The sequence below is a fragment of the Cellvibrio fibrivorans genome, assembly GCF_031457055.1.
In the GTDB taxonomy this organism is placed as follows: domain Bacteria; phylum Pseudomonadota; class Gammaproteobacteria; order Pseudomonadales; family Cellvibrionaceae; genus Cellvibrio; species Cellvibrio fibrivorans.
This window is the reverse complement of record NZ_JAVDVX010000001.1, coordinates 837,380-860,904: the sequence shown is the minus strand read 5'-3', so window position 1 is coordinate 860,904 and position 23,525 is coordinate 837,380. Positions and strand designations below refer to the sequence as shown.

Here is a 23,525-nt window from a genome sequence, read left to right as displayed (position 1 = left end):
ATGCCAAAATTTAGTTACCTGCTCAAACTGCTTACCTTTCTTATTGGTCTGGTTGTGATACTGGAGGCTATCTCGTATGTAGCTACCCGCGTAGTGATCAACAAAGCAGTTACCCAAAATGCGCGCGCTGAACTGTTATCAGGCGGTGAATTATTTACGCGCATCATGCAAACAAAAGTTGAGCAGCTTGCACTCTCGGTAAAGGTGCTCACTGAAGATTTTGGTTTTAAAGATGCCGTTGCCACTAGCGATGAAAAAACCATTGCCTCTGCCCTAATCAATCACTCCGCACGGGTTAAAGCTGACGTAGGCATTCTGATTGCCAGCGATGGAAAATTAATTGCCAGCGATCAGACCTTTGGCCTGCAAATTGTCGATGAATTCAATAATCTCAAAGAGCAAGCACAAGTGCGCGGGCAGGCATACGACATTATTATTGTTGATGGTCGTGCTTATCAATTTGTAATGTTTTCCGTAAAAGCGCCCGTTGTTATCGGCCTTGCTGCAATGGGGTTTGAAATCAAACAGGATTTAAGTGTTGAGCTACAACGTTTGACTGGATTGGAAGTATCCTTTGTTATTCACGATGGCAAACAATACCAATATCTCAGTGGCACACAGGATGAAAAAAGCCGTGTAGTTCTATTGCAACAAATGCAAACAGAAAACAAACAGGGTGAAGTATTTGTATACGATGAACTGATTTCATTGGCGGTGCCTGCCGCGCGTCAAAACAATGATTTACTGGCGGTATTGCAAGTGCCACTAAGCCAAGTACTGGCGCCTTTCTCGCGTTTAAATGTGCAGTTGTTTTTATTGGCGCTAGTATTTTCAGTATTGGCGGGAATTGCGGCGCTCTTTCTGACGCGCAGTGTTACACATCCAGTGAGGGTGTTGGCCGATATCGCGCGCAAAATTGCCGGCGGTTTTTATAGCACACCCATTGCCGTTACCTCAAAGGACGAGCTGGGCGATCTGGCGCGTGCATTTATCAGCATGCAACAGGCGATTGGAGAGCGCGAACAGCAAGTGCTTTATCAATCGGAGCATGATCCGCTTACTGGCTTGCCTAACCGTTTACGCATTTTCCCTGAATTGGAAGATGCAATTTCCCGTTCGCGTCCGTTAAAAGAATCGGTCTTTTTGTTAGTGATCGATATCAAAAATTTTACCCAAATCAATGATGAACTCAGTCAGGAAATTGGCGATGCCGTATTGCGCGAAGTCGGCCAAAAAATTGCCCGCATCCTGACGCACGGCGAAGTCTTGCGTCTGGGTAGCGATGAATTTTTAGCGATTCTGATGGCTGCGCAGCGCGACAGCATTGCCGAACTTGCCGAACTGATTCACGCCGCATTTAAAACGCCGTTGTTGGTTAGCGGTTTGCAAGTGAGTGTCGAGGTAAACATTGGTTTGGCAACCTATCCGCAGGATGCTGAATCGGCCGAGTCGCTGTTGCGCCGCGCAAATTTGGCGTTGAATGAAGGGCGTGGCAGTGAACAGTGCACCTGTTGGTATGAGCAGGGGTGGGATGAAAAACATTTGCGCCGTTTGCATTTGTTCCGCGAATTTGAATCGTCGCTCAATGCAGGCCACATCAGTTTGTATTACCAACCAAAAATAAATCTGGAGCGTGCTGATACCTTGGGCGCTGAAGCCCTGGTGCGCTGGCGCCATCCAGAAATGGGTTTTGTCAGCCCGGATGAATTTATCGGTGTGATTGAAAGTTCGGGGCAGATAACGATTTTAACGCGCTGGGTATTAAAAACCGCTATTGCCCAGCTACGTGTGTTGCTTGATGAAAAAATTAAAATTACCTGTTCAGTGAATTTATCGGCGCTGGATTTACTGGTCGATGATTTGCCTGCTTACGTCGCGGAGTTGCTGCAATCTCATAAGGTTCCGGCAGAAAATTTATATCTGGAAATTACCGAAAGTGCGATTATGCGCGAAGCGGATAAATGTCTGCACAATTTGCGTCGCCTGCGCGATTTGGGTGTGACCTTATCCATCGATGATTTCGGTACTGGTTATTCATCGCTGTCGCAATTAAAAAAATTACCAGTCTCTGAATTGAAAATCGACAAATCGTTTATTTTAAATTTGGATACCAGTGCTGACGATCAATTAATTGTGCGCTCGACTATCGACCTCGGCCATACCTTGGGTTTAAGCGTAACGGCTGAGGGTGTTGAATCCGAGGCGATTAAAGCCCTGCTGAAAAGCTACGGCTGTGATACGGCGCAGGGATACCTGTACAGCAAACCCTTACCGGCGAAAGAGTTTATCCAATGGGTTCACAAGTATTTAGCGGAATTAACATCATGACTATGAACCGATTGTTTTTGGCATTGATAACTGCTGTGCTCTGTTGCACTGGCCATGCAGCTACTTTAGATCTCAATAGCGACGACCGCATTTCACGCAGCCGCTTATTAGCGACTGGCGGTGCAAGCACAATTGAAGGTGCAGCTGGTGGCGGGATTGTTCCCATGGCGGTGCTTGCCGGTTATGGTGCGCAAGAGGAGCAGAGCGCTGTTGCGTTTGGCAGTTATGTGGATACCGGTGATTACCAATTGGAAGTAGTTGGTGGCGCCTGGAGTTGGCGCAATCGGATTGAGCTGTCTTTTGCGCAACAAAAATTGACTCACGATTCACTCACTGCGGCGTTAAGTTTGCCAACGGACTCCATCAGTCAGCGTATTATTTCCGCCAAAGTGCGTGTGATTGGTGATTTGATTTATACACCAATGCCGCAAATCAGTGTTGGTGTGCAGCATAAAAAAAATCTGGATTTTTTTGTGCCGGGCGCAGTGGGCGCAAAAAAAGATTCGGGCACCGATGTGAATCTGACCGCGACCAAATTAATTCTCGGTGGTTTTTTCAACCGCAATTTATTGCTCAATGCCAATTTGCGTTACACCAACGCCAACCAAACTGGCTTGGTGGGTTTTGGCGGTGATAAAAATGATGACAAAGAATTGTTGCCTGAAGTTTCCGCCGGTGTGCTGTTAAATCGCCATTGGTTAGTGGGCACCGAATATCGACAAAAACCAAATAATTTATCGTTTATTAAAGAAGATGATTGGCAAACAGCGTTTATTGGTTGGTTTCCCAACAAGCGTATTGCGTTAGTAGCAGCTTATGTTGATCTGGGTGAGGTGGCGACCTTTAAAAATCAAACCGGTTGGTACTTGTCTCTGCATGGGAGTTTTTAATTATGAAACAATTATTTATCGGGCTTTGTGTAAGTTTTCTGTTGATGGCCTGTGCAAATCAATCGTCAACAGAGCAATCGCTTTACGATGCGCTGGGGCAATACGAAGGCATTACTAAAATTACCCACCAGCTTATTTTGGTAATCGCTAAAGATGAACGCGTCAAACATCGTTACAAAGGCGCAAATATGAGCAAGTTTAAAAAAGGCATGTCGGATTATGTCTGTGCGGCGGTGGGTGGTCCCTGTGAATACAAGGGCGATAACATGCAATTAGTGCACGCTGGTCACAACTATACCAACACCGAATTTAATGCGATTGTCGATGATTTGATTTTAGCGATGGAGCAGTGCGGGATTCCGGTGACCACCCAAAACCGGCTGCTCGCCAAATTGGCACCAACTTATAAGGATGTGGTTTATCAGTAACGCCGTTACACGCTGCTTATCAATTAACATTATTTAACCTATATCGACAAATTTATTATCACCTCTGTGCCCGCATAGGTTTATGCTTTTGCGCTATCTGACAATAAGTATTTCTTATTAACAGCTCGCACAAATAACAAAACGGCATTCACCTATGAAAAGTCCTCTGAAAAGCTCTATAAAAAACTCCACGAAAAAATCTTTTTTTACCTGGAGCCTGCTTACTTCTGCTATTGCATTTTCTTCCCTCAGCTTCGCTGATGAGTTGGCAATTAACGATAAAGATTATTTTGAAATGCAGGGGCTTAATGTCACTGTGTTTAGCGATATTTATCCCGATGGACACCAGACTGGTGTAACCGTTATTCAACATGGCAGCCGTATCGCTGCCAACGGCGATCTGCGCTTGGAAATTTCACCGGGGCAGTGGTCGCCGGTGCCCGTGGGCGGCAAACAAACGGTTGATAAAAAAACGCAGACGATCACCCAATCACTTTCCTATCCTGACCCGAGTAAAGATCGCAAAGGCTTTAATCCGATTATTTATCCCGATCTGAAATTTACCTATGAAGTAAAAGTAACTGCGCTGGATAACAACCAATTTAAAATCAGCGTGGATTTGGAAAAACCGCTACCGAAGGAATGGGTGGGGAAAATCGGATTTAATTTTGAATTATTTCCCGGTGAATTATTTGGAAAATCCTGGCTGATGGATAAAAACGCTGGAATTTTTCCGCAGCAACCCAATGGTCCCTTGGTTAATCCACACGGCGAATTTTTAACAGCGCCACTGGCCGCTGGCAATAAATTAATTGTGGCGCCGGATAGCGACAAACAGCGCATGACGATTGAAAGTAAAACCGGCGCTTTGGAATTGTGGGATGGTCGGGCCAATCACAACAACGGTTGGTACATAGTGCGTGGTGTTATCCCCGCCGATAAAACTACTGCCGCATTGGAATGGGTTGTCACTCCTCATGTAATAAAAAATTGGATTTACGAACCTGTTATTCAAGTATCGCAATTAGGCTATGGGTCGCAGCAGCTAAAAAAAGTCGTCATCGAACAGGACAAGCGCGATACTAAAGCCTCTGAAATAAAAATTTTCAAATTAAGTGAAACAGGTAAAACGCTGGTCAAAAAAGCCAAGGTTGAACCTTGGGGAAATTTTCTGCGCTATCAATATATGACTCACGATTTCTCCAGCATCACCGAGCCGGGTATGTACCAAATTAGCTACCGCGATAAAACCTCGCACGCATTTAAAATTGGCGATGATGTGTTGTCGCGTCACGCATGGCAGCCTACGCTCGAATATTTTTTACCAGTGCAGATGTGCCATATGCGCGTGAATGAAAAATACCGCGTATGGCACGGCCTGGATCATCAGGACGATGCACTCATGATGCCGCTCAATTTTAATCATATCGACGGCTATATTTCTGATGGCACAACGCGCACCACATTCAAACCGGGTGAGCGGGTGCCGGGTTTAGATGCGGGCGGTTGGCACGATGCGGGCGATTACGATCTGCGCGTGGAATCACAAATGGGCACCATCTGGTTGCTCGCGAGTATGATTGAAGAGTTCGGGCTCAGTCACGATGCAACTTTAATCGACCAACAGAAAAAATTGGTAGAGATCCATGTCGCCGATGGCAAAAATGATGCGCTGCAACAAATTGAACACGGGTTGCTAAGTGTGCTCGGCGGGTACAAATCCATGGGGCGCTTGTATCGCGGTATTATCGAACCGACCATTCGCCAATATATATTGCTGGGCGATGCCATGGTGCAAACCGATAATCTGCCATACGACGCATCGCTTAAAGATGGCGAAGTGAAAAATGGAAAATCCGGCACACCCGATGACCGCTGGGTATTTACCGAAAATAATCCCGAGCGTGAATTATATGTTGCCGGTGGTTTGGCCGCTGCTGCGCGTGTATTGCAAACCTACAATCCCACTATGGCAAAAGAAGCATTAGAAGCAGCAAAAAACATTTATCGTATAGCTGCGCCCAATACCAAAAAACAGGATGTGCGTATTTATGCACTCGCTGAATTGATTCTTGCAACGAATGACGATAGCTATCGCAAAGAATTAATTAGTTTGCAAACGGAAGTGGTAAAAGATATAGCCGAAACCGGTTGGGCGATTGGCCGTGTTATGCCGGGCATGAAGGACGAACAATTTACCCGTGCGATAAATAAAGCCGTAGAAAACTATCAGGTGGAAGTGCGCGAGCGCGCTAAAACCGAATCGCCCTACGGTGTTCCCTACAAACCCAATATTTGGGGAGCAGGTTGGAACATTCAGGAGTTCGGTGTTAAACAATATTTCTTCCACAAATCCTGGCCGCAATTTGCGGGGACCGATTCCTTCGTGAATGCGCTCAATTTTGTTTTGGGTGTGCACCCCGGAGATAACACCCAAAGTTTTGCCTCGGGTGTTGGCGCGAATTCGGCAACCGTTGCCTACGGGGTCAACCGCGCTGACTGGTCGTACATTCCTGGCGGCGTTATTTCCGGCACGGCACTGATTCGCCCGGATTTGCCGGAATTAAAAATCTGGCCCTTCTTCTGGCAACAAACTGAATATGTAATGGGTGGCGGTGAGGCCAATTACATGTTTTTGGCGCTGGCGGTGGATCATTTAAACAATGCCAAAGGCAAAAAAGCTGAATAGTTTTATTCGATGCCAAAAAGAAGGGCTGCCCTTCTTTTTGGCACTTAAGCGTCTATCCCTCGTTTGCGCTTTCCATATCCTCGTCCATATTTATCCTCGAGCCCTCAGCACTGCAACTGTTTTTTTTTGTAAATAGATTCCGCGCATTGCTCAAAATATTTTATATCTATTTGAAAAATATAAATATTTTTTAAGTGTTTCGAATCTACCCGCCGTTGACAACGTTGTCCAGTTGGCCTTAAGGTTAGCATCGACAACGTTGTCCATTTTTTGTTCCGTCGCGTTGTTGGGGTCTATCAACATTAAAATAGCTAGAGGGATAGTCATGACAAATACACTAAGAGATGCAATCCGCATGGTGAACCGCAAAGTCATACTTTGTGGCTCAGCAGCAACCTTGGCAATGCTTGCTTCAGGCGTTCAGGCGCAAGACGATATAGAGGAAGTAGTAGTGCAGGGCGTTCGCGCTGCGCAAGAGAGTGCCGTTAATACAAAACGCAATGCAGTTTCTGTAGTTGATGGTATATCGGCAGAAGATATTGGCAAATTGCCGGATGTAACCATCGCTGACTCTTTGCAACGTATTCCTGGTGTTCAAGTAACACGCACAGCAGGGGAAGGTGGTCCGGTTCAAATTCGCGGTCTGGGCAATGTTGGCACGATGCTTAATGGTGAAACTTTCCTGAGCGCTACCACTATCGATCAGTCTGCCGCGGATTTTGGAGATTTGCCTTCAACGCTCTTCTCTGGCGCAGACATCATGAAGTCTGCTGTTGCAACCGTAAACGCATCAGGTATTTCCGGTGTAATCGATCTGAAAACCCGCCGTCCTTTTGATATGGATGATGGATGGACTTTTGCTGCGACTGGCGAACTAGACCAAGGCTCTATTAGCAAAGAAAATGATCCAACAGTAACGGCATTGGTTAACTGGAAAAACGACCGTGTTGGTTTCCTGTTAGCTGGAGCTACCACCGAGAAAAACTTGGCCTCGGATTTCAATGGTTACTTCGATACATCTGAAAATGGCGGCATTGGCGCTACCAATAATAGCCACACCTGGGGTGAGACACCGCTGGGTGATCCAAACATTCATCACTTGGTTCCACAAGGTTTCGCCGCTTTCCATAAAGCAGAAGAACGGCACCGCGATGGCTTGAATGCATCTTTCCAAGCCGATTTAGGTGAAGGTTTTGAATTAGTTGCTGATTACTTCTACAGCGATCAGGAGCGTTGGAATCGCCGTGCGGGCGTTTCACAAAATAACCGGTGGCAGACGTTTGCACAGTACGCTACAGCTACTGAATATGGCGGTGACAGCTTCACTTACGAAGGTGCCGAATGGCGTACAGCGACAGCGTTCAGTGCGCAACCTTATCGCCTACAATCTTTTGCTCAAACAAACTATAACCACGAAACTTCTCAAAATGCCAATCTGGAGTTGAATTACGACAACGATGGCGCCTTGAGTGGTCAAGTGCGTGTAACTCGCGCCGATGCTGATGCTTCTATGCGTCACGGATATGGCGAAGGTGACCTGCTGAGTATTGATAAGGGCTCAATCGTGACTGGCCCTGGTGGATTGATTCCTGCCAGTCAATGCGATACTTCTCGTGGTGACATAGTGGTGGGTGCAAATGGTGGTTGTTTTGCCGCATACGCACCTGGCGGTATTGAAAGCCGTTTCCGTATTGGTTACGACGTGGCGGGTGATCACCCAACCTTCTCCGGTTTTGATCAGGTTGTGAATGGAGGAAAAGGTCAGCGTACCGTTGCCGAATATATGGCTGATGTGGACTCCTACCATATTGGTGCATTCTCGTCCGAAAATAACACTGACGACGTGGGAGCAATGGATACCTTCAGCACCCGTTGGAATTACGAGTTCACTGATACTCCCTTTATTTCCAGTGTTGATTTTGGTTTCCGCGATAGCAAGCGCACTGTTGAAACTGCGCAGTTCTCTTATTTCGGTAAGTTAAACGGTGGTTGTGCGGCGCAGTGGAAAGCAGTTGACCAGTTTGCAGGTTCCGCCGTTGCCTGTGATCCAGACTTGGCGCAAGGCGAGCTGGTTACCGGGGTTGATCAAACTGGCAAAGTTTACAACAACCAATTTGTCAACTACACGTTGTTACAGCCAACTCGTTTGGACGAACACAATAAAGTGATGTGGGTAGATGATTTCGGTGGTGTAAAAGGTTTACCGGGTGCGTGGGTAATTGATCCACGTACATTTGACAACTCGCTTGCATTTCAAGAAAAAGTATTCGGTGCGCAAGAAAAGTTCATCAATCCTGGTCAGTCATTTGGCGTTGAATTGGGTGAGTCCAGTTACTTCTTGCAAGCCAACATTGAGCAAGGAATTGTTAGTGGTAACTTCGGCTTGAAAGTGGTTGAAACTGATCTCAGCATCAAGGCCAATGAAGTGGGTGAGCAATTACCGCATTCCGGGACCAACGTTGACCTAGGTGATGTAGTAACCAATCGTAAATATACCGACTATTTGCCGTCCTTAAACTTGGCTGCTGATCTGACCGACGATGTAAAAGTTCGCGCTGCTTACAGCAAAAGGATGCAACCACTTAATCTTTTGCAATGGGGCGGCGGTAAATCGGTAGGTCGTGTGTTCAATAACGATTGTGGTTGTATGCGTGTCAACGGCGGTAACCTAAATGGTAACCCTAATCTTGATCCAACCCGCTCCGAGAACTTTGATATTTCAGCGGAATGGTATTTGGGTAGCGCTTCAATGCTAAGTGCCGGTTTATTCCTGATCGAGATTGATAGTTTTGTTGAGGGCGGTACTGTAATGCTCGACGAGCCGGATGCTGACGGTATTCGTCGTGGTCCATGGCAGTTCACCTCTTTAGTTCAGGGTAAAGGCGGCGAAGTAAAAGGCCTTGAACTTGCTGCAAAAGTGGCATTGAGTGATGTGACTGACGCGCCTGTACTGACCAACATGGGTTTCGATGTTAACTACACTATGTCTGAAAGCTCGCAGGAAGCTAAAGGTTTTGGCGGTAAAGAGTTGCCATTTAACGACAACTCTAAAAACACCTATAACCTTGTTGCCTGGTACGAAAATGAAGTGGTTTCAGCGCGTGTTGCTTACAACTTCCGCTCATCTCGTTTGATGACTGCGGGTAGTCCGGCGACTGCAATGCAATCCCTTTATCAAGATGATTACGGCCAAATGGACGTTAATGTGACCTATAACGTGAACGACCAATGGTCTGTTTACCTGAATGGTTCAAACGTGCTGGAAGAAATTCAACAAACTTACGTCGAATTTGAAGACCAAAAAGCCTTCCAAAATATCTATGAAGCCCGTTGGGCGTTAGGCGCGCGTTTCAAATTCTAAGTGGTTGTTAAAACGAATTAGCTAAATGAAACGGCGTTGAGGTAGATAAAGCCACGGTGATAACACACCGTGGCTTTGTTTTTTCCGCTAAAGTGACTTATAAGAAAGTTATCAACAGTAGAATGTTGTTGTGGAGCGTCTCGTGATCGAAAACCATCAAGTCAAATCAATCATCATTGCGGGCGGTGGTACTGCCGGGTGGATGGCCGCGGCAAAATTGAGCCAACATTTTGCAAAAACCGATATAAAAATTACTGTAGTCGAATCGACTGCGATCGGCACTGTCGGTGTGGGTGAAGCAACTATTCCAACCCTGCGTCGTTTTTATCAAGCGCTTGGCATGACCGATATGGATGTAATGCGCAAAACCAGCGCCACTATAAAACTCGGTATTGAATTTAAAAATTGGCATCAGTCCAATACATCTTTCATCCATCCATTTGGTTTGTTTGGTCACGAGGCTAACGGCATTCGCTTTCATCACTACTGGCTTAAGCTCCAGCAGTTGGGTGAGCAGAGTAAACTGGAAGAATATTCACTCGGCATAGCTCTGGCACGTGCGAACAGATTTACCTTTCCGGCAGAGAAACCTTCATCGCCGCTTTCTGTATTTGATTGGGCCTTGCATTTTGATGCGGGCTTGTTTGCAAAATTAATGCGCGATTACGCTCTTGCACAAGGTGTTGCGCATATAGATGCAAAAATAGAATCCATTAGGCTCAATTCCGATAACGGATTTATTGAATCGCTCTCGCTCGATAACCAACAAAAAATTGCGGGTGATTTATTTATCGATTGCACCGGTTTTAATGGGCTATTAATTTCAGGTGCATTGAAAACCGGATATGTTGATTGGAGCCAATGGCTGCTGTGCGACCGCGCATTGGCAGTGCAATCGGAATTGGTGGGTGAGCCAACGGCGCGTACCGTTTCCACTGCGCACAGTGCCGGATGGCAATGGAAAATTCCATTGCAGCATAGGCAGGGGAATGGCTATGTGTATTCCAGCCAACAGATAAGTGATGAGCAAGCGCAAGATACTTTGTTGCAACATATTGATGGCAAGGTTTTACATCAACCGCGTAAGTTTTCGTTTACTGCAGGACGGCGTGCGCAAGCCTGGAATAAAAACTGTATTGCAATTGGTTTGACAGCAGGATTTTTGGAACCCTTGGAAAGTACCAGCATAGCGCTAATTGAAACCGGAATTGAAAAAATTTGTGGTTCTTTCCCAATTCCTTATTTTAACCAGGAGCGAGTGGATTATTTTAATCAAGTGACGGCCACTGAATGGGAGCGCATCCGCGATTTTATTATCCTGCATTACAAGGCCAACCAGCGCACGGATACGGAATTTTGGCAGCATTGTCGTAATATGCCCGTACCGGACTCACTGCAACAAAAAATAAATGCCTATCAAGAGCGCGGCGATCTATTACATTTCCCTTGGGAAATTTTTCACCCGGATTCCTGGCTGGCCATTTACAGCGGTTTTGGTGTTTATCCTAAAATGTACAACCAAAATGTAGATCGTTTGAATACCGATTATTTGCGCGAGAGTTTAGCGGCTATGCGTAAATCCATTGCCGATGCCGTTGCCGGTTTGCCAACGCACCAGGAATTTATTAACGAACACTGCAAAGTGCAACCAGTTTAAGGTAACGCGTTTATGCAATTGACGGCAAACCCAATTCAATCGCTGTGTATTGTCGGCGGCGGTACCGCTGGTTGGATGGCGGCAGCATTATTATCCAATATTTATAAAGGTACTGCGATTAAAATTACGCTGGTGGAGTCACCGGATATCGCCACCATCGGTGTAGGTGAAGCGACTGTTCCCTCATTTATGGCATTTCTATCCAGTGCAAAAATAAATCCCAAAGAGTTTATTGAAGCAACCGCTGGTACCTTTAAATTAGGTATCCGTTTTGAAAATTGGTACCAAAAAGATCATGCATTTTTACACCCCTTCGGAAAAATAGGGCGTTCGCTGGATGGCCATGATTTTTATCAGCTCTGGCTAAAAACGCTGGCGCAAGGTAGTACAAGCCGACTAATGGATCATTCGCCCGCTGCAATTATGGCTGAGCAACATCGGTTTATGGTGGAGGCCCAGCTACAAAATACTCCGCTTGCTAATTATGGCTATGCATTACATTTAGATGCAGTGATGGCTGCGCGCTATTTGCGCAAAATTGCCCAGCTCAATGGTGTGTTGCGAATTGAATCTACTGTCGATTCTGTTGCGCTCGATCAGCGTGAATACATTGAATCGATTACTTTGGCAGAGGGACAAAAAGTTGCAGCCGATTTTTTTATCGATTGCACCGGATTTAAAGGGCTGCTAATCGAAGAAACACTTAACGTAGGTTATGAGGATTGGTCGAACTATTTACCGTGCGATCGCGCAGTTGCAGTGCAAACCGAAAATGCAGGTGAGCCTCCACCTTATACAGTCGCCTGTGCGCGTGCGGCTGGTTGGACTTGGCGAATTCCATTGCAGCATCGCACCGGCAATGGTTATGTCTTTGCGAGTGACTACTGTTCTGATGATGAAGCAACACAAGCGTTACTTAACGCAGTGGAAGGCAAATTAGTAAACGAGCCGCGCATCATTCCGTTTGTTACTGGTAAGCGCAAAAAAATCTGGCACAAGAACTGTTTGGCCCTGGGCTTGGCATCAGGATTTTTAGAGCCATTAGAGTCCACGGCGATTCATCTAGTCTACAAAGGGCTGGTAAATTTTATTCGCCAGTTTCCTGATAAAGATTTTGATCCGTTGCTTGAGCAGCAATTTAATGCGCGTATGGATAAAGACTATTTAGAGGTGCGTGATTTTATAATCCTGCATTATTGCACTACCCAACGCGACGACACGGATTTTTGGCGTCGCTGTAAAAATATGGAAATACCAAAATCACTCACAGAAAAGCTAGCCATTTTTCGTCAGCGCGGCCAGTTATTGGTGAATGAAGAAGATTTGTTTGGTACGTCAAGTTGGTATTCGATTTTAGAGGGTATGAATATCCGGCCGCAAAAGTATCATCCTTTAATTGATGCATTAGATGGCGCAAAATTGGCGCTTTCGTTGAATCAGGGCGCCAAGGCTATTCGTGAAGCAACCCTGCGTTTACCGACACATGGTGAATTCATAAAAAACCATTGCGCCGTTAAATAGGTAACGCATTGCTGCGTTACTGTTCAAAATCCGGCGCTACACAATGCTTCCGGATAAATTCTCCGTGACTCATTGCATTCCTGCCGGCCTGATCCAGCACATTTTTTATTTTGGTAAGTTGGTTAGCGATGTCGCCATCACTCACATGATCGATGCGATTGTCAGTGCGTGTGGGCACAAGGCCAAACCCGTGATAAATACTTAACCAGCTCGATTTCTCAAAGGCTTCGGGTTCGTGCTGTAATATATGGCCACTGCTTTTATATAAATCCATTTTGTGTTGCAGACTAGGTGGAACTTCCATGGCTTGGCAATAACGCCAAAATTCTGTGTCATCGCGTTGGGTGAGTTTGTAATGCAGGATAATAAAATCGCGGATGCGTTCCATTTCATGTTGATGGCGGCGATTCACTTCGTTAATCATCACCTGATCAAATGACATATCCGGGAAAAATGTCAGTAAGTGGGTAATGCCGGTTTGTATCAGGGAAATACTGGTGCTCTCCAGTGGCTCTAAAAATCCTGAGGCAAGTCCCAAAGCATAACAATTTTTATTCCAGACTTTTTTGCGGCGCCCTGCTTGGAACGAAAACGGTTTTGGAGTGGTAAGTGGTTTGCCGGTAATTTTTTCAAGCAGGGTTTCAGTAGCGGATTCTTTACTCAAAAAGCGGCTGCTAAATACATAGCCATTACCCATGCGATGTTGCAGCGGAATTTGCCACATCCAACCAGCATCGAGTGCCGTTACGCGAGTGTAAGGTGTTGGCTCTTGGGTATTTTCACATTGCACGGCAACTGCCGCATCGCACAGTAACCAGTCTTGCCAATTTTCATAGCCGGTTTTTAATGTCTCTTCGATCAGCATTCCTTTGAAACCGGTACAATCAATAAATAAATCGCCTTCTATTATCTCTCCATTGGCGAGCAGCAGTGATTCGATAAACCCATCCGGCTCACGCTGGTGAACAGACTCCACTTTTTCATCGATATGAATTACCCCACGACCAATCGCTAATTCGCGCAGCACCTTGGCGTAAAGCGTTGCGTCGAAGTGGTAGGCATAAGAGTAATCTGCCAGAGGGTTATTAGGCGTTTCCCGTGGTTGGGCAAAGTGATTATGTTTAGCTAATTGGCAGGCAATTGAATAGTCATGCAAGTTTTCGGCGGGATGATTTTTTTTCAGACGATAAAAATAGTGCTGAAATTCTATACCGTTAAAGTTGACTCCATAATCCGCAAAGGGATGGAAAAAGCGTGTGCCCTGTTTATGCCAATTTTCAAATTGAATACCCAGTTTGAAACTGGCGCGCGTCGCGCGGATAAATTCCAGCTCATCGAGACCGATAGTATGGTTGTAATGCACTATGCTCGGTATGGTTGCCTCGCCCACACCGACAGTGCCAATCACCGTGGATTCAACCAGGGTAATGCTCATCGCTTTGCCTGCGCCAAAGCGCGATAAGCTGGCGGCGGCCATCCAACCGGCGGTACCACCACCGACAATAACAATTTTTTTAATCGGTTGATGCGACATGCGTGAAATTTCCTGCTGTTTTTATTGCTGTCGTTATGCTGTTGTAGTTACTGGTCCGTGCTTATTTTTGTGATGATTGTTGTTGCACGTTTTCTACTAGACATCATATACGATCTTGCCGCCCGCAGGGATGGGACGGCGGCAGGGATTGATTGGAATTAACTATTGCGCTGCGGTGATATTGCGTTGAATAAACGCCAGATGGTCGGGTAGATCTTTAACCGTATTGGAGATGCTCGCCGCTATCGCCTTTAATTCCTTTTCGACTAATTGCTCATCAAAATCATCGACCACTGGGTGATAGTAGTTTGGTTGGATATTAAAGCCGGAAAACATTGCCAGCCAACTGTTGGTGCTAAAGAAATCCATGTCGTCAATTTGTGGTTGGCAGGTTTGCTTGAAGTGTTCGATACGTGCGCTGAGCGTGTCGGGAATCGCCATGGTGCGACATTCATCCCAAAAGGCTTGACCGTGACGCTGGTTGGCGTAGTAGTGCAGGATCAAGAAATCGCGCAACTTTTCCTGGCGAATACGCAGATTGTTATTCACCGTATTGACGAGCTGTTGGTTGTATTGGTTATTGGGGAAATGATTAAGCAGTAACGTCAAGCTCGATTGGATTAAATAAATACTGGTGGATTCGAGTGGTTCCATAAAACCACTGGCTAGACCTAAGCAAAAGACATTTTTATTCCATGCCTGTTTGCGCATACCAGTTGTAAACCGAATAAATTTTGGATGAGCGAGCGCATCGCCTTCCAGATTTGTAAGCAGTTTTTCAGCAGCAAGCTCATCGGAAATAAAATCACTGCAATACACATAGCCATTGCCAACGCGATGTTGCAGCGGAATACGCCACTGCCAACCAGCTTCCATCGCCAGCGAGCGCGTAGCAGATGCAGGAGCGAGTTTGCTCGCGCAGGGCATAGCCACTGCGCGATCACAGCGCAGCCATTGGTTCCAGGTTTCGTAACCGGTTTTTAATGTCTGCTCAATAAGTAATCCCTTAAAGCCTGAGCAGTCGATAAAAAATTCGCCTTCAATTTGTTCACCATTATCCAATTCAAGTGATTGGATAAATCCAGTATCAGGATGTTGATTGACGTGTTGGACATTAGCCTGGATTCGTTTAACCCCGAGCTGTTGTGCTATACCACTCAGGTAGTTCGCAAACAACCCCGCATCAAAATGAAACGCATAGTTAAAGCTGGATAATTCAACATCGTTGTTTGCTTTAGGTAGGGCAAATTTATTGTGCCGCGCCATTTGTACCGCAAGACAGTAGGCATCTAACTCTTGTGCTTTATTTTGCTGGCGCATTTTGGCCCAGTAATGATGAAAGGGTATGCGTGCGATTCGCGCGCCGTAACCGGCAAAAGGGTGGATAAATTTTTCGTTGGGTTTATACCAACCATCAAAGTCGATGCCGAGTTTATAGGTCGCGTTGGTCGCGCGCATAAAATCGACTTCATTGATATTCAGGTCTTGCAGGAATTCTTTGATATAGGGAACGGTCGCTTCGCCAACGCCGATAATACCTATATCTGCAGATTCTACCAGGGTAATTTTTGTAACGCCCTGTTTAAAGCGATTGGCCAGTGCTGCCGCAGCCATCCAGCCGGCAGTGCCGCCACCGAGAATCACAATTGAGCGAATGCGCGAATCCGTCATAGCTGTACCTGGAAAATTTTTATAAAAATCGGTTTATTCATTTAGCAAAAAAAGGAGCAGATTTGCATCTGCTCCTTTCTCTTTACGGCGAGTGTAGCTTCAATTAAAACTTGTAGTTAACACCGGCGGTAATACGACGCTCAAATATATTGTAAGAATCAACAAAATCTTCCCATTGGGTGTAAGTGATGTTGTCTTCTTCCGTTAAGTTATTTACCGCCAGAGTGATTTGCAAATCTTCCGAGAGGTTGTAGGCGGTGGTCACATCAACAAACAAGGTTTCTTTTAAGTAGCGTGGCATACCTTTGTCTTTATTGGTTGGGTTCCACATCCAGCCAGAGGTTTTGCCTTGGTATTGATCGCCCAGATAGTTGGCGGCAACACGCGCTTCAAATTTGTCGTCTTGATACCAGAGCACCAGGTTCGCTTGGTCTTCTGCGGTATTGTTGAACGGTGCTACGTCGCCATTCGGTAACAATTCGCTCGAAGGGCTCTTGGTGGGTGAATAGGTATAGTTAAAGGTCATACCGGTATTAGCCAACATGCCCGGCAGGAAATCAAAACTTTGTTGGTAAGAAAATTCCCAACCTTTTACGGTTCCACCTGAGCCATTCGATACGGTTTGTTCTTCACCGCCGCGACGCACTACGCCATCGCTATCTGCCAGTGTCGGATTTTTTTCAACTTTGGTGTAAGTGAAGCTTTTCACATCAATGTTGAAATAGCCGATTGACACAATCGCGTTTTCACTTGGATACCATTCACCGGCGATATTAAATACGTTGGCCGACCAGGGCTTCAGATAAGGGTTACCGTTGTTTTGACGCGAGCTTACGCGTTGGAACGGCTCTTTAACGGATTCACCGGTCACTGGATCAACTACGGTTTCTTCTGAACTCAGATAGGTGATTGAGCCTTGTCCCAAACGATCAAGATCTTGCAATGTCATGCGCTTATCAAACGCCAACTTCACTTTAAAATCATCTGCGATGCCGAGGTTCAGGTTCAAACTGGGCAGGAAATCATTGTAATTAATGTTGGTAATTTTATCGCCCAGATCCATGTAGGTGGTGTGGTTTGGATCGGTACCCGCCAGGATTAATGGATTGAGTTTTTTCGGGTCGGTAATATTTTGCGTTACGGTCAAATCGGTTTTTACGTAGCGCACGCCGGTGTTACCACTAACGGTGAAAGTATCATTCAGCGCTTTATCGAAGTTAGCCTGGAAGTGGAAACTTTGTTTGCTATCGGTAATTGCGTAGGAGCGATCCGGGTTAACGATGCGTTGGCCTTTGCCGTAAATCATATCGTTAAACGCAATCGGGTCATCAATTTTGCGCGTATCGATCATCGGAATGTTAACGTTAAAACCTTTCAGTGCATCACCAAAATTGCTGACGTTACCAATGTAGCCGTTGAGTTTTGCATCAGTAATTTCGACCACTGGTAGTGGATCATAAGTCAAACCTGCCGCTGTACCTGTGCTACCCGCTTGGCCAGTGGCGTAACCCACTTCATGATATTTATTTAATAATTCAACGCCATCTTTTATTACACCGGAAGGTGAGAAAAACGACATGTTGTTGAAGGTAGTGCTGCGGTCAGCAAAGCGGTAGCCGAAATCAACCGAAGTCAGACCTTCATCGGCAAATTTATAATTGCCATCAAAACGCAATACATCAAAATCAGATTCAGCGTAAGTACTTTCAATCCAACCTGAGTGTAAATACCAGGCTTCAGGATTGGCGAGTTTGGTAATCATCGCAGGATCAAGTTCCGCCAACACACTGCCGCTGTTTACTTTGACGTGCATGGGATAAATCAACCCATCGTCAATTGCACCGGGATTTATGTTAACCGGATCAGTGGTGGGAGAGCGCTTAACCATCAGCGCATTGCTGACTTGTGCGAGCGTGAGATTGTTGTTGTCGTTATCAGCGTTACCCGATACCCAACGCGCGCTACCGGTGAAGGCATCGCCATTGTCGTATTTCAATTCCACATTGGAATTGAGCGCAGAACTTTCGCGGTAATCACCCAGTACACCGGCGCGGAAACCAGACACCATCATGTTCATATCGGTAGCGTAGAAAGGTTGGCCGCCGAGTGTGCCATCGCCGGGATTTACGATCGCCGGTTTGCCAGTGACCAAGGTGTATTCATGGAAACCGGCGCGGCCGCCAATTTGGTTGCCCAAATAAATAAATTGGCCTGCCGCTTTTTCATCCATCGAGGTGTAAAAAATATCTGCATTTAATTCGAGTGCATCGCTCACGGCCAAATTAAAATTGTAGGCCAACCCCAAACGCTCGCGCTCAATTTCGCGCGCGGAAAATTCCGGGCTGTTCCAGCTCATGGGGTTGATAAAATCGCCATTGGTATTGCCGTTGCCATCGAGATCAGCACAGCTGCTGCTGCAACCCCAGCCTTCAGCAACGCGGTCAGCGCGCAGACGGCCCTGGTTTTCTGCGAGGGTAGATTCGCCGTAAGAAAACGCCAGCGACATCGCTGCCGTATCTTCAAAGTTCCAGCCGACCAATCCACTTAATTCCGGATCAGTGGTTTCGGTGATGCTGCCGCTACTGCCTTGCAACCGCACTGAACCGCTGAGACCTTCATCCAGTTCCAATGAGCGGCGGGTCAACACATCGATGCTGCCGCCGATACCGCCTTCCAACTGCGCTGCTGATTGCGACTTGGATACGTTCAGGCCTGATACCAGGCTCGCCGGTACATCGGTAAAGTTCACGCCGTTAGTGGTCATGCTCGCGGGCGTTAAGAAATATTCTCCGTTCATGGTGCTCAACACCTGGCCCATACCGCGCACGCTTACCACACTGCCTTGACCACCGCTGCGCTGGATCTGAATACCGGTGATCCGCTGCAAGGAGTCGGCGATGGTGGTGTCGGGTAATTTGCCGATATCTTCAGCGGCCACTGAATCGACGATTTGCGCTGAATTGCGTTTTACATCGATGGCTTTTTCCTGCGCGCCGCGCACGCCGGTAACGATAACTTCCTCAACAGAATCGCCCTGCGCATAAGCACCGGTGGCAATGCAGGCGGCGATCATGGTGGAAAGCAATTTCCGATTAAAACTTGCAGAACTGTTCATGTGTGCGTCCTCTAGTTTTGACTTTTTATGTGGTGGTCTATGTGATGTAGATCCCTGCATTTTTGGGGTTGGCAGGTACTCAGGTAGAACAGCGGCGCGTTGGTGTTATGCCCTTGCCATCCCATGAGATGGCGGAATCCTAGATGTAATCGTTTACATTTTCAAACAATTTATGACACTTAAAACACTGGGATTGTTTTTTTATCAATCAAAAAAAGATTATTTATACGTCAAGTAAAGAAGAGTTTTAACTGGAAAATGACTATATCTATATGATTAAAATAGTTTTTTTAGGCCGGTATTAGCGCGGAGCGATCTTTTTATAGGCAAGGTGATAGTTTTTGTTAGCATTTGTTTACGGCGTAAAAAAATTGTAAACGGTTACAAAATGTTACTTAAGGTGACAAGCATAAGCATGCTCGCCACCTGATTGGGGGCGTTCCAGGGGGTTAACGAATTTTAGCGAGTGCGTAGCGATATAAGCTACCCGCTGCTGCCGATGCACGTATTTGCACTGCATTGCCTGCAGTGCCCAGTGTGCGCGAAAACAAATGTTCCCAGTAGGAGGCTGGCTTTTTCTCGGCAAAAATATGGATCAGGTAGGCAGTGGCTAATACGCTTGCCAAGCACAGCAGGTAGACCAGTATTTTATTTTGTTCAGTCGCAAAATGGTTGAGCACCATGTAGCCAAAATGCGCATGAATCAGATAGACCGGGTAGGTCAATCCGCCCGCCAGACGCGAACCTGGCAATTTGAGCGATGCCCCTCTGACAGAGTTGATAAATGTAAATAATGCAAAAAAACTGACAATCACGGTGGCAATGACAGTTAGCGAGTAGTCCACATTTTTAGTGGTTTCCAGTACCAGGGCTTTTTCGAGCGTAAAAGAAATACATAGATACCCGCAGAGCAGCAGTGACCCCATTGTTGGCCAGCTCTTCTGCTCCTTGAGCATGGCAAATAGGCAGCCTGCTGCAAAATAGCAGTAATAATCACCCATATAGGGGAGGGCGGTCAGACCGGTAATTTTGGCAAGCACCATTCCCACTGGCCACAGCATAAAAATAAAGCGCAGCTGTTCCTGCAGGCCAAGAGCGAGGACAGCAAAGACTGCGAAATAAAATTTCCATTCATATTGCAATGTCCAATAAACACCATCCACAAAGGCATAGCCGAAGACGTTAGGAAACATGGTTAAGTTGGTGACAACCTGCGGTGCGGTGACTGACATCATCGCGCCGCCAATAAAAAATGCGATGGCGCTGGTAAACAATACCGCGACCCAAAAAGCGGGAAACAAACGCACCGCGCGTGAGGTAAGAAAATCACCGGCAGATTTGCGGTTGGCAGAGAAAAAGATCACATAGCCGCTGATCATGAAGAAAAATTCAACACCCAGATAGCCGTACTTTGCTATATCGATAATGGCGGGAATATGTGTGATAGAGGAGACTTTGCCATTGTTTATGCCATTGAACAGGTAGTGATAGCCCAGTACACACAGTGCGGCAATAAACCTTCCGTAATCAAGTAATTCCAAGCGTTTCATGACGGTTACTCCTTGTGGATTTCTGTGCAGCATCATGGCGCTCTATGCATCAGAGTGCGGCGATTTGCGTTGGTGGCCAACCCGGAGGAATTTTTTTGGCTAAGTACGCTGAACCGGATAGCTTCGTGAATTAAGCAAGTATCTCGCCAAGCGTCATGTCCAACCCACAAATAAAAAATCGGCAATCGCCGTGAAGCGATTGCCGATTTTTTTAAGCATTTACAACGGGAATATTTAGTTACACAGCTGGATCGCTTGTTTCGCCTGAGTGGATAATTCAGTTTGCAATTCAGGCGCCAAACGCATTTGTTTTGCCAGTTCCTGCAAGTAGGCGCGCTCCATAAAATTTTCTTCATCCACCACCAAAATACTCGCCAGATACATCTCCGCGGCCATCTCTGGAGTAGTGGCAACTGCAGCAATCGCACTTGGGTCGAGCGGTTTCTTCAACTCCTGATCAACCCAAGTAATCAGTTCGTGATCCTGCGTGAGCTTACCAATTTCACCATCTATTAACTGGCGCTCGCGGTCATCCACATGACCATCGGCTTTGGCGGCAGCAATCAGTGCAATAAGGATTGCACGGCTATGCTGTTCGGCTTGCGCAGGCGGAATGCGATCAATGGTCTGCGGGCCGGCGGCGGTGGTTGCGTGATTTTGCGCTTGCCAATTACCGTAGGCTTTGTAGGCGATGGCGCCGAGTGCAGCCAAGCCACCGTAGGTCAGCACAGCGCCACCCATTTTGCGACCCTGCTTGCTGCCGAGTAATAAACCCAATGCGCCGCCGGCGAGTGCAGCGCCGCCTTTCCCGGATAGCAACCCGGCCAAACTGCCGAGTGGAGAATTGTTCGCAGGTTGTTGCGTGTTGTTTGATTGCGGCCAGCTGCCGGATTGCTGCGTACCGCCTTTGTTTTGCAGTAAATCCGTGCCTGCTTTCAACAACTGGTTTAATAAATTGGTTGTATTCATTCCTGCTTCCTCTGTGACTTTTTCACGTTGTCTATTCAGATTGAATTCATGGGGTTGGCGTAGCCTGAAAACAAGCCTCAGGACTGTTAAGTTTTGTGGCCAACACTACTGATTGCTACTTACCGCTGCTCCAGGTTTGCAGTCCCGCGACAGCACTCATCACCCGAGGAGATCATCATGAATAAGCACATTCGTATAATTGTTGGCAGCTTTTTGTTGAGCGCTTTTGCACCATTGGCTGCGGTTGCCGCATCTGATATGCATATAAAATTGAACGATATAAAAGGTGAATCAAAAATTGTGCATTGCCCTGGTGGTACCTGTACGGTAACGGGGTTGGCAGCAGGTACTTATCAAGTACAGGTGTGCGATAAAAATGGTGCAGCGGTAATTTCGAGCACTGCCTTGAGCCATTCAATCAAAAGCCCGCGCGATGCGGCGAGTGGACTGGCGACCGGAAAACGTCAACATAAACCCATGATTATTACCCAGCAATTGGATAAAAGCTCACCGCAATTATTCAGCTTGGTGGTGACTGAACCAGGTTCCAGTGTGACTATTCAACCGCAAGCGGTGGCAACTGATGGGGCGGCGCCGGTATCCAGCGGCGGAGGTGCAGGCAAAGTGAATGTGCAGGATATTAGTATGACTCGCTAAAGATCCTGGTTGGTCGCGCGCAACAGCTGTGTAAAATGCCCGCACTCTGTTGACCAAGGCCAGCCTGATCATGACTGACAATATTTCCGCGTCCGGCGCCCCTGCCGGGCGCAAACTTATCCCCACTAATATCATTACCGGCTTTCTAGGTGTGGGGAAAACCACTGCCATAACCCACCTCCTCAATAGCAAACCTGTCGATGAAGTTTGGTCGGTACTAGTGAATGAATTTGGTGAGATAGGCATCGATGGCGCGCTGTTAAAAAGTACCAACGCTCACGTGCGCGAAGTGCCGGGCGGTTGTATCTGCTGTGTAGCGGGGTTGCCGATGAAAATCGCGCTCAATATGTTGATCGCCAAAACCAGACCGGACCGCATTATTATCGAGCCCACTGGCCTCGGTCATCCCGAAGAAATCATCAACACACTGACTGGCGAATACTACGATACGGTGCTGGATTTGCGCGCGACTATCACGCTGGTTGACCCGCGCAAATTGGTTGAGAGCCGCTACGCGGACAACGCCAATTTCAAAGACCAAATCGCAGTGGCCGATGTGTTAGTCGCCAATAAAACCGATTTGTGTTCACCGGTTGATCGCGCCAATTTTGATGATCTGGTTGCGGGATTTAGCCCGCCTAAACACGCGGCCTTTGCCGTGCAGCAGGGCCAATTGGAATTGGGCTGGCTGGATTATCCGCGCCGCACACACGCTCTGAATAATCCGGAGCATCACAGCGCCCAGCGCAACCGTCTCAGTCCCCAGCGCGAACTTTACAATGCTGCGATTCAATTGCCGGGCGGGCAGGATTATCTGCGCCGCGAAAATCAGGGGCAGGGTTACTACTCCTGCGGCTGGCTGTTTCAACCGGCAGTTCAATTTGATTTCAACCAGCTCTTTGGCTGGATGACCGGCCTGAATCTGGTGCGCGCCAAAGCGGTGATGAATACGGATCAGGGTGTGTATATGTTCAATGCGGAAAACGGCGTACTCAGCGTCAAGCCGCTTATGTTAGGCGGCGAGCAGGATGGTGAGCCAGAGCTGCTCGATAGCCGTATTGAATTAATAAACGACGATGTAATGGCAACAGATGAGTTGGAGGCGGCGCTGTTTGGTTGCCGTTTAACCATTGAGGATTAAATGAATCTTTGTGG

14 protein-coding genes are annotated in these 23,525 nt (G+C 46.9%); 9 read left to right on the top strand and 5 right to left on the bottom strand.

Annotated elements, in window-relative coordinates:
* The 7 genes from J2X05_RS03590 to J2X05_RS03560 all read left to right on the top strand — a co-directional run bounded on the left by J2X05_RS03590 (position 1) and on the right by J2X05_RS03560 (position 12,874).
* Positions 1 to 2,328, top strand: coding sequence for a putative bifunctional diguanylate cyclase/phosphodiesterase (locus J2X05_RS03590; protein ID WP_310068727.1), 2,328 nt, complete (start codon positions 1 to 3; stop codon positions 2,326 to 2,328).
* The gene (locus J2X05_RS03585; protein ID WP_310068725.1) at positions 2,325 to 3,218 is read left to right on the top strand and encodes a DUF3034 family protein; all 894 of its coding nucleotides are present in this window, start codon (positions 2,325 to 2,327) and stop codon (positions 3,216 to 3,218) included. Before J2X05_RS03590 ends, J2X05_RS03585 begins: the two co-directional genes overlap by 4 nt.
* A 2-nt stretch (positions 3,219 to 3,220) precedes the next feature.
* Positions 3,221 to 3,646: a group I truncated hemoglobin gene (locus J2X05_RS03580; RefSeq protein ID WP_310068723.1), complete on the top strand. Its 426-nt coding sequence runs from the start codon at positions 3,221 to 3,223 to the stop codon at positions 3,644 to 3,646.
* Between the two features lie 154 nt (positions 3,647 to 3,800).
* Positions 3,801 to 6,335, top strand: coding sequence for a glycoside hydrolase family 9 protein (locus J2X05_RS03575; RefSeq protein ID WP_310068720.1), 2,535 nt, complete (start codon positions 3,801 to 3,803; stop codon positions 6,333 to 6,335).
* Between the two features lie 325 nt (positions 6,336 to 6,660).
* The gene (locus J2X05_RS03570) at positions 6,661 to 9,696 is read left to right on the top strand and encodes a TonB-dependent receptor (protein ID WP_310068718.1); all 3,036 of its coding nucleotides are present in this window, start codon (positions 6,661 to 6,663) and stop codon (positions 9,694 to 9,696) included.
* A gap of 142 nt (positions 9,697 to 9,838) precedes the next feature.
* On the top strand, positions 9,839 to 11,353 hold the full coding sequence (locus tag J2X05_RS03565) for a tryptophan halogenase family protein (protein WP_310068715.1): 1,515 nt from the start codon (positions 9,839 to 9,841) through the stop codon (positions 11,351 to 11,353).
* 12 nt (positions 11,354 to 11,365) lie between these two features.
* Complete coding sequence (locus tag J2X05_RS03560) at positions 11,366 to 12,874, top strand: tryptophan halogenase family protein (RefSeq protein ID WP_310068714.1); 1,509 nt, start codon at positions 11,366 to 11,368, stop codon at positions 12,872 to 12,874.
* Between the two features lie 16 nt (positions 12,875 to 12,890).
* Here the strand turns inward: J2X05_RS03560 and J2X05_RS03555 are convergent, their stop codons facing one another.
* The 5 genes from J2X05_RS03555 to J2X05_RS03535 all read right to left on the bottom strand — a co-directional run bounded on the left by J2X05_RS03555 (position 12,891) and on the right by J2X05_RS03535 (position 21,713).
* On the bottom strand, positions 12,891 to 14,408 hold the full coding sequence (locus J2X05_RS03555) for a tryptophan halogenase family protein (RefSeq protein WP_310068713.1): 1,518 nt from the start codon (positions 14,406 to 14,408) through the stop codon (positions 12,891 to 12,893).
* A 162-nt stretch (positions 14,409 to 14,570) separates the two neighbouring features.
* A complete protein-coding gene (locus J2X05_RS03550) occupies positions 14,571 to 16,079 on the bottom strand; it encodes a tryptophan halogenase family protein (protein WP_310068710.1) in 1,509 nt (502 codons plus the stop codon).
* A 103-nt stretch (positions 16,080 to 16,182) separates the two neighbouring features.
* Positions 16,183 to 19,194, bottom strand: coding sequence for a TonB-dependent receptor (locus J2X05_RS03545; protein WP_310068707.1), 3,012 nt, complete (start codon positions 19,192 to 19,194; stop codon positions 16,183 to 16,185).
* Positions 19,195 to 19,643: 449 nt separating this feature from the next.
* Entirely contained in the window at positions 19,644 to 20,744 is a 1,101-nt protein-coding gene (locus J2X05_RS03540) for an acyltransferase family protein (RefSeq protein WP_310068704.1), read from the bottom strand.
* Between the two features lie 234 nt (positions 20,745 to 20,978).
* Positions 20,979 to 21,713, bottom strand: a complete 735-nt coding sequence (locus J2X05_RS03535; RefSeq protein ID WP_310068700.1) for a tellurite resistance TerB family protein — start codon at positions 21,711 to 21,713, stop codon at positions 20,979 to 20,981.
* Positions 21,714 to 21,890: 177 nt separating this feature from the next.
* On the opposite strand from J2X05_RS03535, the gene J2X05_RS03530 reads away from it, so the two are divergent.
* Positions 21,891 to 22,370 (top strand): type VI secretion system tube protein Hcp, encoded by a 480-nt coding sequence (locus tag J2X05_RS03530; RefSeq protein ID WP_310068697.1) that lies wholly within the window; start codon positions 21,891 to 21,893, stop codon positions 22,368 to 22,370.
* A gap of 70 nt (positions 22,371 to 22,440) precedes the next feature.
* Entirely contained in the window at positions 22,441 to 23,511 is a 1,071-nt protein-coding gene (locus tag J2X05_RS03525) for a CobW family GTP-binding protein (protein ID WP_310068696.1), read from the top strand.
* Positions 23,512 to 23,525: the final 14 nt, after the last annotated feature.

Bases quoted from the DNA above. Each gene is read 5' to 3' on its own strand.
- J2X05_RS03535 (WP_310068700.1), bottom strand. From the start codon at position 21,713: ATGAATACAACCAATTTATTAAACCAGTTGTTGAAAGCAGGCACGGAT.
- J2X05_RS03585 (WP_310068725.1), top strand. From the start codon at position 2,325: ATGACTATGAACCGATTGTTTTTGGCATTGATAACTGCTGTGCTCTGT.
- J2X05_RS03580 (WP_310068723.1), top strand. From the start codon at position 3,221: ATGAAACAATTATTTATCGGGCTTTGTGTAAGTTTTCTGTTGATGGCC.
- J2X05_RS03560 (WP_310068714.1), top strand. From the start codon at position 11,366: ATGCAATTGACGGCAAACCCAATTCAATCGCTGTGTATTGTCGGCGGC.
- J2X05_RS03570 (WP_310068718.1), top strand. From the start codon at position 6,661: ATGACAAATACACTAAGAGATGCAATCCGCATGGTGAACCGCAAAGTC.
- J2X05_RS03555 (WP_310068713.1), bottom strand. From the start codon at position 14,408: ATGTCGCATCAACCGATTAAAAAAATTGTTATTGTCGGTGGTGGTACC.
- J2X05_RS03545 (WP_310068707.1), bottom strand. From the start codon at position 19,194: ATGAACAGTTCTGCAAGTTTTAATCGGAAATTGCTTTCCACCATGATC.
- J2X05_RS03530 (WP_310068697.1), top strand. From the start codon at position 21,891: ATGAATAAGCACATTCGTATAATTGTTGGCAGCTTTTTGTTGAGCGCT.
- J2X05_RS03575 (WP_310068720.1), top strand. From the start codon at position 3,801: ATGAAAAGTCCTCTGAAAAGCTCTATAAAAAACTCCACGAAAAAATCT.
- J2X05_RS03540 (WP_310068704.1), bottom strand. From the start codon at position 20,744: ATGAAACGCTTGGAATTACTTGATTACGGAAGGTTTATTGCCGCACTG.
- J2X05_RS03590 (WP_310068727.1), top strand. From the start codon at position 1: ATGCCAAAATTTAGTTACCTGCTCAAACTGCTTACCTTTCTTATTGGT.
- J2X05_RS03525 (WP_310068696.1), top strand. From the start codon at position 22,441: ATGACTGACAATATTTCCGCGTCCGGCGCCCCTGCCGGGCGCAAACTT.
- J2X05_RS03550 (WP_310068710.1), bottom strand. From the start codon at position 16,079: ATGACGGATTCGCGCATTCGCTCAATTGTGATTCTCGGTGGCGGCACT.